Here is a 17,060-nt window from a genome sequence, read left to right as displayed (position 1 = left end):
CATTGAATAATCCTATAATTCTTATTCGTGCTCTTTGGTAAGCATTTTCTTGTAGTAGTCCAATTTCGCCAAAATATCAGGTTCAAGTGTCGGAACTTCAATGTCCTTCATTGAAGTCATTTTATCATGGATAATCTTGGCTACAATCACACGAGCGGTATCCTTGTCGTCTGCTGGGATCACGTACCATGGTGCATGGGGAGCGGAAGTTTCGGCAATTGCTTCCTGATAACATTCCTGATATTTTTCCCAAAGAGAGCGCTCTTTTAAATCTCCAGGAGAAAACTTCCAGTTATGTTTTTCATTTTCCAGCCTTCTCAACAAACGCTTTCGCTGTTCTTCTTTACTTAGATGAAGGAAAAACTTAAAAATCACTGTTCCATTTGCTGCCACATGGGATTCAAAATTCCGGATTTGCTCGAATCTCTTTTGCCAAAACTCCTCCGTTATATCTTCCATTTGGTTAATTCCTGGAATATTTTCATTGAGAATGTATTCGGGATGAACCCTTGTCACCAAGACATTTTCATAATGAGTTCGATTAAAAACAGAGTATTTTCCTCGCTCTGGAAGTGCATTATAATGCCGCCACAAATAATCATGTTTTAATTCTAAAGGAGTGGGTGTTTTAAAACTATGTACCACTACACCTCGTGGATTAAACTCCTGAAAAACCTCCCGAATCAAACTATCCTTCCCAGCCGTATCCATCCCTTGCAAACAAACCAAAACTCCATATTTCCCCTGGGCATACTGCGTATCTTGATGCTTACTCAATTCTTCCCTGTACTTATTAAGCATCTTCTTTTTCTTCTCATCTGACATTTTGATATCAATCAGAGTTGGATAATCATCCAGTTTAAAAGGGTGTTTGGCGAGGAAATTTTCAGGGGAAATATTTTTCATACTTCAGTATTTTTAAAACAAAAGTTCAGATAGAAATGAAAAACAAGATAATATTTTAACTTGAGATCAAAATCACCTAACCTAAAGAACAATAAACCATCATGACTGAAATCCCTATTCGATCGGGACTTGGGCAACGCTACCTAGCCCTGGACGTCCTTCGAGGTATGACCATCGCGTTCATGGTCATTGTAAACACTCCTGGTAGTTGGTCCAATTTATATGGCCCTCTAGCTCATGCCGACTGGCATGGCTTCACTCCTACCGACTTAGTATTTCCTACTTTCCTTTTCGTGGTTGGAAATGCTATGAGCTTCTCCATGAAAAAGCTTTCCGAAATGTCTAAAGGAGCTTTTTTTAGAAAAGTTGGAAAAAGAGCTGTTTTAATTTTCGTGATTGGGTGGTTGCTCAACGCCTTTCCTTTTTACGAATACACAGAATCAGGCGCCATCACATTTATCAATATCACTGAAGTAAGATTATTTGGAGTATTGCAGCGAATTGCCCTATCATACTTCTTCGCTGCATTAATCTTGTATTATGGTGGAGTTAGAACTGGTTGGATTTTTTCAGTAGGTGCCTTACTCCTTTACTGGCCTATCATGTATTTCTTTGGAGATTCTGGCGATCCTTATGGTCTCACTGGTAATGCAGCGATTAAACTCGATCTACTTCTTGTTGGTGAAGACAGAATGTATATGGGTGAAGGAATCCCATTTGATCCAGAAGGAATCCTGAGCACATTGACTTCTATAGTCAATGTATTAGCAGGTTTTATTGTAGGAAAAATGATCCAAAAAAGAGGAAATAACCTTTCCACTGTACGGACTTTGCTTATTTCAGGTATCGTGATGATAGCATTAAGTTATCTTTGGGATCTTGGCTTTCCAATCAATAAGAAAATCTGGACTAGCTCTTATGTAATCTTAACAGTGGGTTGGGATTTGATACTTTTAGCCGCCTTAGTTTTCCTAATTGAGGTTAAAAACTCGGTTTCTTGGACATACTTCTTCCAAGTATTCGGAAGAAATCCACTGATTCTTTATGTATGTTCTGGCATCGTGATTTCAATATTCTCCATGATTCCTGTTGGAGACACTTCACTCAAAGGATTTATCTATGCTAAAGCCTTTACTAGTTGGCTTGGCCCTAAAAATGCTTCCTTCCTTTTTGCTATCTCCTACATGTTATTGATTTGGTTGATAGGCCTTTGGATGGATAAAAAGAAGATTTATATCAAGGTTTAAAAGGGAAAGAATTAGAATTTTCTCTCTAAATAGAAATCCAATGAATTCTTATATAGAAATGAATTCATTGGATTTTTTTATTTCAAGCTCCTTCGATTTCTCTAAGCAGTTCCTCGTACCAGTCCTCTCCGTATTTACGAACCAGCGCATCTTTCAAAAATTTATAAAGCGGAACTTGAAGACTTTGACCCAATTGACAGGCAGGATCGCAAATATGCCATCGATCATAGTTAACCGCATCAAAATCACCATATTTTGTAATTCGAATGGGATAAAGATGACAGGAAATAGGTTTTTTGAAATCAGTTTTACCTTGTAAATAAGCTTGCTCTATTCCGCATTTCAGAATTCCTCGTTCATCATAGATTGCATAGGCACATTCCCGATTGTCCCCGATTGTGGGCGTACCCTTATCCCCATCTTTATCGATCACCCAAGTTCCCTGCTTTTCAATAATCTCAATTCCTTCAGGAGATAAGTATTCTTTGACTTTAGGATAAATTTCCTCCAGAATCTTTGTTTCTTCTTCTTCAAGAGGAGCACCGGCATCGCCTTCAACACAGCAAGCCCCCTTACAAGCTTCCAAATCACAGACAAAAAAATTCTCTTTTATATCATCCGACAAGACGGCATTCCCTACTAGAATCATTTCATTTTTTTATTTCTACAAAGGTAATTATTCTTCAAGGAAAGCTTATTGATCAGAATTATCAAAAGAGCTTTGAATCGTTTGGCATTGGATAAAAAAAGAACCGCTCCTTGTCAGGAGCGGCTCAACCCAGCACTATGAAGAAAAGCTATTTTTAGCCTTTGGAAATAGAAACATCACTTAAGACAAAAGGTTTTCAGATGCTTTGATTTTTTTATATTTTTTTTCAAAAAGAAATAATCACCAAACTGAAGAATCCAAAAACACGGCCATACCACCTAAAACCCATGATTTTGAAAAGGTTTTTTAACAGGAATCAAATGATAAAATTTCACGTTATTTGCACTGTGCAAGTCGGTCTGTCGCCGTTCTTTCTCGATTCTTTCGGGATTGAAAGGAGGAAAGTCCGGGCAACATAGAGCGCCATACTTCCTAACGGGAAGGGGACTGATTGGTGACGATCAGTTTACAGATAGTGCCACAGAAAATATACCGTCTCGATAGCTATCGGGATAAGGGTGAAAAGGTGGAGTAAGAGCCCACCGCCTCCGTGGTGACATTGAGGGCAGGGTAAACCTTATGGGTTGAAAGATCAAATAGGCCTCGGGCAAAGAGCTGCTCGTTCGATTTCTGTTTCGGCAGAATTCCGGGGTGGGTAGATCGATAGACCTTGACTGTGAAGTCAGGGCTAGATAAATGACAGACCATCTCTCCCATTTGGGATGAAGATGACAGAACCCGGCTTACAGACTTGCACATTTCTTTCTATCTTAGTCTTTATGTCAAAAATCTTGATCATTGATGACGAGAAAGTCATCAGAGCCACTCTTCGGGAAATTCTAGAATATGAAAATTTTGAGGTATCGGAAGCCAGCGATGGTGAAGCCGGACTCGAAAAAATTAAGAATGAGGATTTTGATCTAGTCCTTTGTGATGTCAAAATGCCCAAAATGGATGGCATCGAAGTTCTTACTCATGCTAAAGAACTAGGAAAATCTCCCCAGTTTATCATGATTTCGGCTCATGGAAGCATTGAAACTGCAGTTGAAGCTACTAAAAAAGGTGCCTTCGATTTCATTCCAAAACCGCCGGATCTTAACAGGCTTTTATTGACTGTTAGGAATGCACTGGAGAAAAAGAATCTCGTAACAGAAACCAAGGTTTTAAAGAAAAAACTCTCCAAGAAATTTGACATGGTGGGTGAATCTAAAGCAATCATCCAGGTCAAAGAAACCATTGAAAAAGTAGCTCCAACAGAAGCCCGGGTCTTGATTACAGGTCCTAATGGAACAGGAAAGGAATTGGTAGCTCATTGGATTCATCAAAAGAGTAATCGTGCCACTCAGCCTTTTGTCGCAGTCAATTGTGCAGCAATTCCATCCGAATTGATCGAATCAGAACTCTTTGGACATGAAAAAGGGGCTTTCACCTCAGCTCATAAACAAAGAGCCGGGAAATTTGAACAGGCACAAGGAGGAACACTTTTCCTGGATGAGATTGGGGATATGTCGCTTTCAGCTCAATCCAAAGTTCTTCGGGCTTTGCAGGAAAACCTGATTAATCGCGTCGGAAGCGATAAAGACATAAAAGTTGATGTGCGCGTACTGGCAGCTACCAACAAGGATTTGAAAAAAGAAATCGAAGAAGGGAATTTCCGGGAAGACCTTTATCACCGATTGAGTGTGATTGTCATCCAAGTTCCAGCCTTGAAAGATCGGATCGACGATATTCCTCTTTTGGTGGAAAAATTCCTTCAGGATATTGCACAGGAAAGCGGGGAAGCCAAACGAAACATCAGTTCCGAAGCACTCAAAAAACTCCAAGAATATCCTTGGACAGGAAATATTCGAGAATTACGAAATGTAGTGGAAAGACTAGTGATACTCGGTGAAGAACCTATCAGTCTGAATGACATTAAAAAATATGCTGACTACTAAAAGTCAGCATTTTTTTATCCATTTGATCTCTCAACGGTGTCTCCTTTTGCGTATGCTGGACATGGCTTACTGGAAGCGCAAGCTCCCAATGCAAGAACTCCAATCAACAAGGCAATCGTGGCTAATTTTTTCATGTATTCTATAGTTTTAAAATCAAATATGTCTAATTAATTGTATTCTAACAATTACTGCACCAATAAATTACACCCGCGGATTTCAGAATTATCTATTCGACCCAAGACTTCCAACTCTCCTTTTTCATTAATCCTTCCCAAATCCTGCGTCTCAATAAATGCGCAAGAATGAAAATTTGCTAAATCAATTACATTAATTCCACCTTGTGATCGAGTTGACCAGCTGAAAGGATCATTGATATCCCGAATCATAACGCGCATACAAGAAGGAAGCGTATAAATCCCTTGACCTTTGGAATATGCTTGAGACATCAATTCAGTCATTCCATATTCAGAATGGATAGTTGAGACCTGGAAAAAAGATTTTAAAATATCATGAACCTCCTCCCGGATCATTTCCTTTCTTCTCCCCTTCATTCCTCCCGTTTCCATAACAAGAAGATTTTTCATTGGTGAAAAGCTCTTACCAGACTCAGCCAAATCAAGCAATGCGAATGTTACACCAAGCAAAAGAACCTGTTTTCTATCTCCCCTCAACTCATCAAGCTTTTTGAGAAGCTCATCCTGATTGTATAAATAAAATCCTGAATGAGGAGATTCTGATTGCTGAATGAAATGATCAGCCATAGCCACTAAGCTACTTCCTTGCCGCTCCAAATAAGCTGGCAAAAGAGCTAGCACATGGAAGTTTTTTATAGCGCCATATTCCTTTTCGAATAATTGTAATGCATGCTTTAAATACCAATCCTTTGACCAGAAATAATGTCGACTGCTTATCATGCCGGTTGTTCCCGAACTGGTAAACTCCCCTTCAAAGCTTTCCAAAGGAGCACAAACAACTGGAAACTCTTTAAAAAAACGAATGGGAATAAATGGAATATCAGATAATAATGTGATTTTTTCAGGCTGAATTTGACGTGCTTCCAAATAGCTCTTATAAACAGGATTCGCCTTGGCCTGAAAGTGAAAAAGTTCCAAAGCCAATTTTTCAAAATCAGATTCCTTCAAATCTGTTAGCTTTTCCGAAAAACTTTTAAAATCCTGCATCGTTTTATAATTTGCATCAAATCGGATAGGAAAACTATTCCGCTACTAAATTAATTCGCCACATGCGTTTCAACAGACTTTCAGGTATATTCTTTTCCATTCTTTTGGTAAGTAGCTGTGTCAACCCACCTGAAAATTTCCCATCCACTCCGTCAATAACATTTGAATCTTTGGAGTACGTTCCCACTTCGGGTCCAGACTCTTTGATTATTGGGATTGACTTTCAGGACGCCGAGGGAGATTTGGGACTTTCTTCTACGGATATTAATCCGCCCTTTAATGCACTGGAATATCAGCGAAATGTTGCAGGAAATTTAATCACTTATTCCACTCGCCCGCCAGAAGCCCCTAACTACAATCCTATCGACTGGGTGATTGATCCAATTATCAACAATCAGGTGGTAAAAGACACGATTTGGGTAAAGCAGAACCCCAATCAGTACAATATTTTTGTAAAATTCTTCATCAAAAGAAATGGTCAGTTTACTGAATTCCGATGGGAAGATCCTCCTTTTTACACCACCTTCAATGGCCGCTTTCCGAGAATTTTAAACAGCGATGAAGGTCAGGCAGTAGAGGGAAATATCAAATATGCTATGTTGTCTTCAGGTTGGGAGTCCATTTTCAGAAATGACACCATCAGAATTGACATCCAAATTCAGGACAGGCAATTAAATCGAAGCAATGAAGTTTCCAGTGACGCTGTAACACTTAGACAAATCACTAGAAACACACCATAAAAAAGGAGACTGTCTTAAAATAGTTGTATCAGACTGAGCGAAGTCAAATTCTTTTCTAATTGATTTAGAAATGTTTCTACTTCGCTCAAGCTGACATAAGTCATTAATAAGAAAGTCTCCTTATTCTTTTTATTAAAGTCTTGGGAATTTCTTCGGATTTACCTCATGCATCAAGTTGTAAACTTTTTCAACAACATCATCCGCACTTGGCTTGGAGAAATAATCACCATCTGAAGAATAAGCCGGTCTATGCGCTTTTGCTGCTAAAGTTTGAGGTTCGGAATCCAAGAATTTAAACAGTTGCTGACCTTCTATCGATTGCTGTAGCATATAAGCAGATGCTCCTCCAGGAACATCCTCATCAGCAAAAAGTACCCGATTGGTCTTCTTCACAGACTCTCCGATCACACCAAATCGATCAAATGGAATCAAAGTCTGAACATCGATCACCTCCAATTCAATACCCATAGAAGAAAGTTCTTCTGCAGCCTCCATCACAATTCTACACATAGAACCATAGGTTACCACAGTCACATCTTTTCCTTCGCGAAGAACTTCAGGCTTACCCATCGGCACGGTGTATTCTCCCATATTTTCAGGAAGTCTCTCCTTCAACCGGTATCCATTTAGACATTCTATCACAATTGCAGGATCATCAGATTGAAGTAAAGTGTTATACATTCCTGCGGCTTGGGTCATATCGCGAGGAACGCAAACAAGCATCCCACGAAGCGTTGAAAGAATCATTCCCATTGGAGAACCGGCATGCCATACTCCTTCCAATCGATGGCCTCGAGTACGAACGATTAATGGGGCTTTCTGACCACCTTTAGTACGATATTGTAAAGAAGCTAAGTCATCAGAAAGCATCTGAAGACCATAAAGCAAATAATCCAAGTATTGAATTTCGGCAATCGGACGTAAGCCTCGCAAAGCAGTACCAATACCCTGACCAATTATAGTACATTCACGAATACTGGTATCTGACACTCTAAGCTCACCATATTTTGCCTGCAAACCGGCGAAAGCCTGATTTACATCTCCAATTTTTCCAACATCCTCACCGAAAGCAAAGAATCGTGGATCTTGCCCTAATTTGTAATCGAAGAAAGCTTGTAAAACCTCTCTTCCATCGACAAGTGCTGTATTTTCTGAATAAACCGGAGAAACTTCCTGTACCTGAAGAGCTGACCAAGCAGACTCAGAATACAAGTGACTACTGTAGCGCTCCAAGTTCTTTTCCTGCTGCTGCTCGTACCAGTTGTGAAGCTTTGTTTTTCCTTCACTCTGATCAAATCGTAAATTGAACAAAGCCTTTCGTACGGTAGAAATCACATCCTTCCGAATTGGATTGATGGTTTTTGAAAGGTCCTGAGCCAATTGGTCCAAAACTACTTTTCGATTGCTATCCTTAGCTGCTTCACGGATCAAAGCAACTGCCTCTGACAATTCCTCTTTGATTTCACCCATGAATGCAGACCAGGCAGCTTCTTTTTCTTTTTTGACCTGAGCTTTCGCTTCCGCATCTATTCTATCCAGTTCATCAGCTGAAGCCAAATCTCTAGAAAGGATATATTCTCTGAATTTTTTAATACAATCCCATTCTTTCTCCCAATCCAGACGCTCCTTAGATTTGTATCGTTCGTGCGAACCGGAAGTACTGTGACCCTGTGGCTGAGTCATCTCCTCCACATGGATTAAAACTGGAACATGTTCTTTTCTGGCAATCTCACCAGCTTTCGCAAATGCATTGAAAAGGCCTTCATAATCCCAGCCTTTCACTTTAATGATTTCAAAACCGGGTTTTTCTTCAGTTCGCTGAAACCCAGCTAAAACCTCTGAAATACTCCCTTTTGTAGTGTGGAATTCTTGTGGCACAGATATACCAAAACCATCATCCCAAATGGCAGTGACCATTGGAACCTGTAGTACTCCTGCTGCATTGATGGATTCAAAAAACATCCCCTCTGAAGTTGAGGCATTTCCTATTGTGCCCCAGGCAACTTCATTTCCATTGATTGAAAAGTCTTTAAACTTCTTGAGATCCTTATTTTGTCTGTAGAGCTTAGAAGCAAAGGCAAGTCCGAGAAGCTTCGGCATTTGAGCTGCTGTCGGAGAAATATCAGCAGCAGAATTATAGCGATCTGTCAAAGATTTCCAGGAACCATCTTCATTTAGCGAACGGGTTGCAAAGTGCCCATTCATCAAGCGACCTGCACTTGCAGGCTCGGCTTCCACATTAGTATGCGCATAAAGTTGAGCGAAGTACTGCTGAACAGTCAATTCACCTAAAGCAAGCATAAAAGTCTGATCTCGGTAGTAACCGGACCGGAAATCACCTTTCTTAAAGGCTCTTGCCATGGCGATTTGAGCCAATTCCTTTCCGTCTCCAAAAATTCCAAACTTGGCCTTCCCCATGAAAACTTCCTTTCTACCCATCAAGGAAGCATGCCTACTCAATAGGGCAATTCGGAAATCATTCAATACTGCTTCTCGATCAGCTTGGGAGTCCTGTACTTTCTTCGCGCTTTTCTCTACTATTGCCATTCGAATCTATTCTAAAGTTATTTTGGGTTTTGATGGAATTTCTCCGAAATCAAAAATAACCAAAAGCATCTATTTTGCAAATATCCAGATAATATAAATTCAATCAAAAATTTTGAATTACAATGTTTATAAAAGCTATTTCAGAATAAAATTCTGCTTATTTCATTTTTATATAAGAAAAATCCGACAATAAAACCTCTGTATTATTCTGTCTATCAGCGCTTTTCCCAAAAATAATTCTCAGAATTTTTACCTTTTAAAATTTATATTTTGAAATATTATACAAGTAATTCCTTGCCAGAGAAATATTATTCTGATTTTTAAAATTTTTCAAAATCATACCAAATACTATTCTAAAAATTGCATTCCTAACCCTCTCCCTGATTATCTTTGCGCCAATATAAATCCAAATCAAGCTAGCCATGATAATAGGTGTTCCAAAGGAAATCAAAAACAATGAAAACCGAGTTGCTCTTACTCCTGCAGGAGCGAAGGAATTGGTAAAAAGAGGCCATACTGTTTACGTACAGCATACAGCTGGAGAAGGAAGTGGATTTTCTGATGAAGCTTACGAAGCCGCAGGAGCAAAAATCCTACCTACCATTGAAGCGACCTACGAAATCGCAGAGATGATTATTAAAGTAAAGGAGCCAATTGAACCTGAATATGCCTTAATTAAGGAAAATCAACTTTTGTTCACCTATTTCCACTTTGCTTCTTACGAGCCTCTTACCAAGGCAATGGTTGCGAGCAAAGCGGTTTGTTTGGCTTATGAAACTGTAGAAAAAGCTGACAGAAGCCTACCTCTTTTAGTCCCTATGTCTGAAGTGGCCGGTAGAATGGCTATCCAAAAAGGTGCAAACTACCTAGAAAAACCTCTAAAAGGACGAGGAATCCTTTTGGGTGGGGTGCCTGGGGTATTGCCTGCCAAAGTATTGATTTTAGGAGGCGGTGTTGTTGGTACTCAAGCTGCTTGGATGGCAGCCGGATTAGGCGCAGATGTCACCATCATGGATGTTTCTCTTCCACGTATGCGTTACTTGGATGATGTCATGCCTGCCAATGTGAACACCATGATGTCTAATGAGTACAATATCCGTGAAATGATTAAGTCTGCTGATTTGATCATCGGTGCAGTGTTGATTCCAGGTGCAAAAGCACCTCACTTGATCACTCGTGACATGTTGAAAGACATGAAGCCAGGAACTGTGCTTGTTGACGTGGCAGTGGATCAAGGCGGATGTATCGAAACTTGTAAGCCAACTACACACGAAAACCCAACTTTCATCATCGACGATGTAGTCCACTACTGCGTTGCTAATATGCCAGGTGCTGTTCCTTATACTTCTACCCTAGCCTTGACAAATGCTACCCTACCTTATGCTATTCAATTGGCAGATAAGGGATGGAAAAAAGCAGCTCAGGAAAACAAGGAATTGGTTCCAGGTTTGAACGTGATCAACGGAGACATTGTCTACAAAGCTGTAGCTGATGCATTCGGAATGGATTACGTTCCAGTTGAGAAATATCTTTAAACCATTTAGGCCTATTATAAAAATCCCCTTAGCCTTCACTAAGGGGATTTTTTATGCTTCTTAAAAAATTCTTAGGATAGATATTATGCCACGAAATCCAAGTATTGCTTACTCAGCCATTTTTCTTCTAGTGCCAACTTACACCAGCCATTACTTTCCTCAGAAATAAACACTTCCTCGGATTTGGGCAGGTTTCCTACAATTGAATAAGAAGTCCCGGGCCCACTTCTCACTCGAAGCACTGAGGCATTGACAGTTGCTCTTTTTACTTCCTCCACATACCGATTATACACCCAATGCGATTGGCTTCTAGAGATTTTTAGCCAGTTGTTCACCTCATCATAGATTCGAAGAACAGCACCCCGAGCCACTGGATTCCGGTCACTAGCCTTAGCTGCTGAACCTGTGGGAGCAACCCGAACATTCAAAAGGTTTGCCGTAACAACTCCATACCGAAGATCAGATGGTACAGGCGGAAGGGGATTTCCTGAAAGCTCCCGCTGTATCAAAGGAGCAAAGTTTTGATTAAAATCCTGCACCTTATTACCACCAAAGAAGTTAGTACCCGGACAGGATTTATTATTCCCCGAACCATCATTTCTTCTTCCCGTACCTAATTCAAACCAATGATGGTAAATAATATTGATGGGATTTACGGGAAGATTGAATTTCTGACAAATCAAGGCAGTTGTTCGAATGATGGAGTTTCGCTGTTCATTTGTCATTTGATCCCCACCAATATCAAAGTTCCCCAAATGCTCAAAGCAGATTGAATGCTGATTATTTCCGTATATACAGGCCGGAGTTGCTTCTAGAGATCTACCCGTCACAATCATTCCATCCGGAAAAATCGTAAAATGCTGGCCGATATCACTCCATCCATTTGATCCCACATGATGGTTTTTCATGGCTAATTGCCTTTCAAAATGATTATTTCCATTGAAATGGGAATAATTTGGAACCCAGGTATGATGCTGTTGAACATAGAGAATTGTCCGAGCGATTCGTTGGGAATTGATCCAATTTTCAAATTCCGCAAGGTTCATTTTCAAAAATCCATATTTCGAATCCATATCTTAAAAGGTAATAGTGAATAAAAAGGTTAGCATTTAAGTTACAAAAAATCGTGGAATAGACTGACTATAAACTAATTAGTGAATATTAATCCACTGAAACTGGTTTAAATAAAAATTCTATTAGTCATCTATTTATCTAAAAATTTACTTTTATGCTATTAAAAACCACAAACAAGAATTGCTATCCGGCACCTCCAAACTTTCTCCCAGCCGAACCCCTTTTTTTAGCAAAGTACTGATGATCGCCATATCTTTGTTGAGGCTGTTTTTCTAAAAATCTTATTCTAAAAATAGAAAATGGATATCAAAGCAAACCTTGAAGCGGTAAAAAATTCATTCAAAAACCCTCAATGCCAACTGGTTGCAGTAAGTAAAACCAAACCGGTAGAGCTATTGATGCGGGCTTATAATGCTGGAATTAGGGATTTTGGAGAAAATAAAGTTCAGGAAATCCAAGAAAAACAACCGCAAATGCCAGATGATGTGCGATGGCACATGATTGGTCATTTGCAGCGAAACAAAGTCAAGTACATCGCCTCATTTGTCCATTTGATCCATGGAGTAGACTCCTTCAAATTACTAAAAGAAATCGAAAAACAAGGCAAAAAAGTAGGGCGGAAAATTCCAGTTTTACTTCAAATCCATATAGCTGAGGAGGAAAGTAAATTCGGTTTTGACAAAAATGAATTGGAAGAAATGCTCACAGACCCGGAATTTCAGCAACTTGAACATGTCATCATCCGAGGCTTGATGGGAATGGCGACTTTCACCGAAAATGAAGAGCAAATCAGAAAGGAATTCAGAGGACTGAAAAATCTTTTCGAAGAGCTCAAAACCAAAGACCTTCCTGATTTCGTACAATTGGAAGAATTATCCATGGGAATGAGCGGGGATTACCTCATAGCTCAGGAAGAAGGTAGCACCATGGTCCGAATCGGTTCAGCTATTTTCGGAGCAAGAAACTATTAATTGAATTTTTCATCATCTTTTATCCTCAAACCTATTTTATCTGTATGAACGGAAAGCAAATCATCCAACTAGCTGCAATTTTGGGAGCACTTGCCGTGGCAATTGGGGCTTTTGGAGCACATGGCCTAGAGGCTACACTTTTGAAAAATGGACGGGTTGATACGTTTGAAACAGCAGTGAAATACCACTTTTACCATTCTCTAGCAATATTCTTGGTAGGAATATTAGCAGTCCTCAAGCCTGATTGGAGAGGACTCAACTTCTCAGCGATTAACCTATTGATCGGAATTATTATCTTTTCCGGATCCTTATACATTCTCTCTATTTTCGGAATTACTTGGCTAGGCGCGATCACTCCAATCGGCGGAGTTGCATTTATTCTGGGTTGGCTGGGGCTTTTTTGGGCTATGAAAAAGAACAAATAAATGTATCAGAAAGCCAAGGTATACCTTCTGATTTTTGGGCTTTTATTTTCTGCCATTCCAAGTTATTCTCAGCTTTCTAGAAGTCAGTATGAAAGGGTTGAGAATGCATTCCAGGAAACGGGCTTTTTTGGTGGGCATTTGACAGGTTTTGTATTATATGATTTGGATTCTCAGCAGGTTCTTTTTGAAAAAAACTCTCAAATCAGATTCACTCCTGCATCGACTACTAAGCTTTTTACACTTTTCGCAAGTTTACTGATATTGAATGATTCTACTCAGACTTTGCGATATGTCGTTTCAGGAGACACATTGAAAGTTTGGGGTTCAGGAGATCCTAGCTGGAATTACCTGAATCTTCCCCAACCTGACTTCGAAGAGTTCTTCGCTCCCTATTCCGTTATCCAATTTTCAGATGCCAATGTAAAATCCCCTGCTTGGGGCTTGGGTTGGCAGTGGGATGATTATTTGTACTATTATTCTGCCGAACGAAGTAGCCTTCCAATTCACGGGAATTTACTCCACATTTTTCCCGGAAAGAGAAATCCTCAGGTTTTCCCAAAAAAATTTCAAAGTAAAATCCATTCTACCAAAAGGGAAATCAAGGATATGGAGCGGGATTTTCACAAAAATGAATTTTACTACAATCCTGATTTCTATCGAGGAAGAGAAGACTACTTACCTCTTATAACCTCACCCGAATTATTCATTGAGTTAGCAGCAGATGAAACCGGAAAAAAATGGATTTATCAAGCAGACAGTCTTCCTGATGACCATGAAGTTTGGAGAGGTACTCCCCTTTTTCCCATTCTCAAAGAAATGATGCTGGAAAGCGACAATTTTCTTGCAGAGCAATTGCTTTTCATGGTTTCAGATCGACTTTTTGGAGAAATCGATACTGAACGAACCATTGAATATTTGATTGAAAACTACCTATATGATCTTCCTGACGGACCTATTTGGGTGGATGGGAGTGGTTTAAGTCGATACAATTTATTCACTCCCCGTACGATGATAGCTCTATTTGAAAAATTGTATCGAATCGTCCCTGATGAAATGCTTTTGGACTTATTGCCGACTGGAGGAGTTTCTGGAACAATAGAAAATGAATACAAAGCTCCCACCCCTTACATATTTGCCAAAACCGGTACCATGAGCAATAATCACAGTTTGGTGGGGCTAATCAAATGCAAAAGCGGCAAACAGTACGCTTTTTCATTTATGAATTCCAACTATCCTTGGAAAGCCTCCGAAGTTCGTCGGGAAATGGAAAAAGTCCTCGTGATGCTTCGGAACATGCTCTAAGCAAAACATTCGATTTATTGGTATTTTGCCCTTTCCTTTTCGAAATAATGAAATAACCATTATCCAAATCCAGTCCCCATGCAAAAAAGAACCTTTATAAAAAGTTTAGGAATTGCGGCAGCGAGTCTTCCATTTATGGGATTTTCCATCGAAAAAGATGAATTCGCGAAAAAACCCCGTTACCCAAACCCGATTAAAAAAGGCGATACAGTAGGATTGATTAGTCCTTCGGCAGCAACAGCCGACCGGATGCAATTTACCTTCGCCAAAGAGGCAATGGAAGCCCTAGGCTTTAAAGTCAAATTAGGTAAAAACTTGCAGAATCGCCGAGGTTATTTGGCAGGTACAGATGAGGAACGGGCTGCAGATTTAAACAGCATGTTTGCTGATCCAGAGGTAAAAGCCATCATCTGTATCAGAGGTGGTTCGGGGGCAGCTCGGATTTTACCATTGATTGATTATTCCTTAATCAAAAAAAACCCAAAACCTCTCCTAGGCTACTCCGATATCACCGCTTTACATCAGGCCATTTTTTCCCAAACAGGTTTAATTTCCTTTCATGGTCCAAACGGTACCGGAAGCTGGAACAGCTTCAATGTCAAACAATTTGAGCAGCTTTTCTTCGATCAGGAATTGCTTCAATTTCAAAATGAGCAAACCAAGGGAGACGACTTAGTCATCAAGTCAAATCGAATTCAAACACTTTATCCCGGGACAGTCAGTGGACGAATTCTTGGTGGAAATCTTACTGTACTCACAGCTTTATCAGGAACTCCTTATTACACTGATTTTCAGAATGCTATTTTATTCATTGAAGACATTGGAGAAGATCCCTACAGAATCGATCGGATGATGAGTACCTTGCGCTTGAATGGAACTTTAGACAAAATCAAAGGGTTCATTTTCGGCCAATGCAATGATTGTGAACCGGGCGGCGGATATGGTAGTTTGACAGTAGATCAAGTTTTGGATGATTATATACTCCCATTAAAAATCCCGGCTTATAGTGGAGCCATGATCGGTCACATTTCCAAACAGTTTATCGTACCACATGGAGCACTGGTGGAAATGAATGCTGAAATGGGTAATTTTACATTGAAAGAACCAATTTTTAAAGAGTCATGAAATGGATGCATTTAGCCGGATTTATTTTAGGGTTTGCAGCCTGCAATCCTTCTGGTCCTAAAAGCAGCGAAACTGAATTTACGGGAATGAAAATCGAAAGTAAAAGCTATTTGGCTTTAGGGGATAGTTACACGATTGGAGAAGGCGTATCAGAAGAGGATCGCTATCCGAATCAATTAGTCCGAAGGCTTAACCAGGAAACCTCCACCCCTTGGCTTGATGCTGAAATCATTGCAAAGACGGGCTGGACTGTGGATGAACTCGATGATGGTATCAATCAAGCAGCTCCGACTGGAGAACCATATGATCTAGTCACGCTTTTAATCGGTGTCAACAACCAATACAGAGGTAGATCCGTTGATGAGTTTCGGGTTGACTTTGAGCAAATGTTGAGAAGAGCGATAGGATTTGCAGGAAATCTTCCCGATCACGTAGTAGTGCTATCTATTCCAGACTGGGGTGTGACTCCTTTTGCAAGCAAGCGAGGCACAAATCAGGAAAAAGTCAAAGCAGAAATCGATGCCTACAACGACACCAAGAAAGCAATATGCAACAAGTTTGGAGTGAAATTTATTGATATCACTGAGAATTATCGAGCGATTGGCAACCAACCTGAGATGGTCGCTCCTGATGACCTCCACCCAAGTGGAAAAGTCTATGAACGCTGGACCGATAAGCTATTTGACCATATTGTTACCATCTATCCAAACCCATGAAAAACCTTCTTTTCCTAGCTATTTCTTTTCTGCTCCTAATTGCTTGTCAATCCCAACCTGAAGGGACCGTTGAAACTTGGTGGATCAATTCAGCCAAAGTTGAATGTACAGGGGTGGGTCCACAAACCTGTTATCAGATATTTAAAGGAGAAGAATTGGATAGGCAAAACTGGCAACTTTTCTATGATCAAATTGAAGGTTTTGATTACGAGCCAGGAAATCTTTACAAAATAAAAGTCCTTGTTTCTGATAAAGCTGAGCCCATTCCTGCCGATGCCTCATCCAAAGTTTACAAGCTTTTAGAACTGATTCAAAAGCTAACTGATCCAAGTCTTCGGCTAACGAATAGCTGGAAAGTCATCAAAGTTGGAGAGACCGAATTCCTACAGGATTTAAAAAGTGGGGAGGACTTGATTTTTGAATTCAATGCGAGTGAAAACACCTATTTCGGGAACTTGAGTTGTAATACAATCCGAGGAGAAATCCTTGAAAATGATGGAGAGAAATTAATATTAAGTCCCGGTGCAACTACGATGATGGCGTGTCCTGATATGACAACCGAACAGGAATTAAGCAAGGCTCTGATTGAGACGAGAACTTATAAAATTGAAGATAAGGAACTAGTCTTTTTCGATTCAGAGGGAAGGGAATTAATCCGCTTTATGGAAGTTGATTGACAGGAAGGGTTTAATTCATCCAGCAGCC

General features: G+C 39.9%; 15 protein-coding genes and 1 other RNA gene. 11 read left to right on the top strand and 5 right to left on the bottom strand.

The genetic code is table 11. The features are described 5' to 3' along the window. Positions 1–21: 21 nt before the first annotated feature. A complete protein-coding gene (locus NY014_RS01455; protein ID WP_259412751.1) occupies positions 22–906 on the bottom strand; it encodes a PPK2 family polyphosphate kinase in 885 nt (294 codons plus the stop codon). A gap of 101 nt (positions 907–1,007) precedes the next feature. On the opposite strand from NY014_RS01455, the gene NY014_RS01450 reads away from it, so the two are divergent. After that, positions 1,008–2,153: an acyltransferase family protein gene (locus NY014_RS01450; protein WP_259412750.1), complete on the top strand. Its 1,146-nt coding sequence runs from the start codon at positions 1,008–1,010 to the stop codon at positions 2,151–2,153. An 82-nt stretch (positions 2,154–2,235) separates the two neighbouring features. Here the strand turns inward: NY014_RS01450 and NY014_RS01445 are convergent, their stop codons facing one another. Then, the gene (locus tag NY014_RS01445; protein WP_259412749.1) at positions 2,236–2,802 is read right to left on the bottom strand and encodes a DUF3109 family protein; all 567 of its coding nucleotides are present in this window, start codon (positions 2,800–2,802) and stop codon (positions 2,236–2,238) included. A 346-nt stretch (positions 2,803–3,148) separates the two neighbouring features. Between NY014_RS01445 and rnpB the strand changes: the two genes are divergently transcribed. Both rnpB and NY014_RS01435 read left to right on the top strand, forming a co-directional pair. Beyond that, positions 3,149–3,564, top strand: an RNA gene (gene rnpB / locus NY014_RS01440) — RNase P RNA component class A. Between the two features lie 17 nt (positions 3,565–3,581). Continuing rightward, positions 3,582–4,739 carry a sigma-54-dependent transcriptional regulator gene (locus NY014_RS01435; RefSeq protein ID WP_259412748.1) on the top strand — a complete coding sequence of 386 codons (1,158 nt, stop codon included), beginning with the start codon at positions 3,582–3,584 and terminating at the stop codon, positions 4,737–4,739. Between the two features lie 185 nt (positions 4,740–4,924). On the opposite strand, the gene NY014_RS01430 is transcribed toward NY014_RS01435, so the two are convergent. Next, a complete protein-coding gene (locus NY014_RS01430) occupies positions 4,925–5,920 on the bottom strand; it encodes a LuxE/PaaK family acyltransferase (protein ID WP_259412747.1) in 996 nt (331 codons plus the stop codon). Positions 5,921–5,982: 62 nt separating this feature from the next. Between NY014_RS01430 and NY014_RS01425 the strand changes: the two genes are divergently transcribed. Then, positions 5,983–6,660 (top strand): hypothetical protein, encoded by a 678-nt coding sequence (locus NY014_RS01425; protein WP_259412746.1) that lies wholly within the window; start codon positions 5,983–5,985, stop codon positions 6,658–6,660. Positions 6,661–6,792: 132 nt separating this feature from the next. Here the strand turns inward: NY014_RS01425 and NY014_RS01420 are convergent, their stop codons facing one another. Beyond that, positions 6,793–9,207, bottom strand: a complete 2,415-nt coding sequence (locus NY014_RS01420) for an alpha-ketoacid dehydrogenase subunit alpha/beta (RefSeq protein WP_259412745.1) — start codon at positions 9,205–9,207, stop codon at positions 6,793–6,795. A gap of 422 nt (positions 9,208–9,629) precedes the next feature. On the opposite strand from NY014_RS01420, the gene ald reads away from it, so the two are divergent. Then, complete coding sequence (ald, locus tag NY014_RS01415) at positions 9,630–10,742, top strand: alanine dehydrogenase (protein ID WP_259412744.1); 1,113 nt, start codon at positions 9,630–9,632, stop codon at positions 10,740–10,742. An 83-nt stretch (positions 10,743–10,825) separates the two neighbouring features. Here the strand turns inward: ald and NY014_RS01410 are convergent, their stop codons facing one another. Further along, the gene (locus NY014_RS01410; RefSeq protein ID WP_259412743.1) at positions 10,826–11,815 is read right to left on the bottom strand and encodes an SH3 domain-containing protein; all 990 of its coding nucleotides are present in this window, start codon (positions 11,813–11,815) and stop codon (positions 10,826–10,828) included. Between the two features lie 300 nt (positions 11,816–12,115). On the opposite strand from NY014_RS01410, the gene NY014_RS01405 reads away from it, so the two are divergent. The 6 genes from NY014_RS01405 (at position 12,116) to NY014_RS01380 (ending at position 17,032) form a co-directional block, all read left to right on the top strand. After that, positions 12,116–12,787 (top strand): YggS family pyridoxal phosphate-dependent enzyme, encoded by a 672-nt coding sequence (locus NY014_RS01405; protein ID WP_259412742.1) that lies wholly within the window; start codon positions 12,116–12,118, stop codon positions 12,785–12,787. 44 nt (positions 12,788–12,831) lie between these two features. Continuing rightward, positions 12,832–13,212 carry a DUF423 domain-containing protein gene (locus NY014_RS01400; protein WP_259412741.1) on the top strand — a complete coding sequence of 127 codons (381 nt, stop codon included), beginning with the start codon at positions 12,832–12,834 and terminating at the stop codon, positions 13,210–13,212. Further along, positions 13,213–14,514: a D-alanyl-D-alanine carboxypeptidase/D-alanyl-D-alanine-endopeptidase gene (locus NY014_RS01395; protein ID WP_259412740.1), complete on the top strand. Its 1,302-nt coding sequence runs from the start codon at positions 13,213–13,215 to the stop codon at positions 14,512–14,514. It abuts the gene before it with no gap. A gap of 78 nt (positions 14,515–14,592) precedes the next feature. Next, entirely contained in the window at positions 14,593–15,639 is a 1,047-nt protein-coding gene (locus NY014_RS01390; RefSeq protein ID WP_259412739.1) for a S66 peptidase family protein, read from the top strand. Continuing rightward, positions 15,636–16,355 carry an SGNH/GDSL hydrolase family protein gene (locus NY014_RS01385; RefSeq protein WP_259412738.1) on the top strand — a complete coding sequence of 240 codons (720 nt, stop codon included), beginning with the start codon at positions 15,636–15,638 and terminating at the stop codon, positions 16,353–16,355. Before NY014_RS01390 ends, NY014_RS01385 begins: the two co-directional genes overlap by 4 nt. Further along, entirely contained in the window at positions 16,352–17,032 is a 681-nt protein-coding gene (locus NY014_RS01380; RefSeq protein WP_259412737.1) for a DUF4377 domain-containing protein, read from the top strand. The genes NY014_RS01385 and NY014_RS01380 overlap by 4 nt, the downstream gene beginning before the upstream one ends. The last annotated feature ends 28 nt before the right edge of the window (positions 17,033–17,060 follow it).

Source organism: Algoriphagus limi, assembly GCF_024919275.1.
Taxonomy (GTDB): Bacteria; Bacteroidota; Bacteroidia; order Cytophagales; family Cyclobacteriaceae; genus Algoriphagus; species Algoriphagus limi.
The sequence above is the reverse complement of the archived record's forward strand: the minus strand, read 5'-3'. Positions and strand labels throughout refer to the sequence as shown.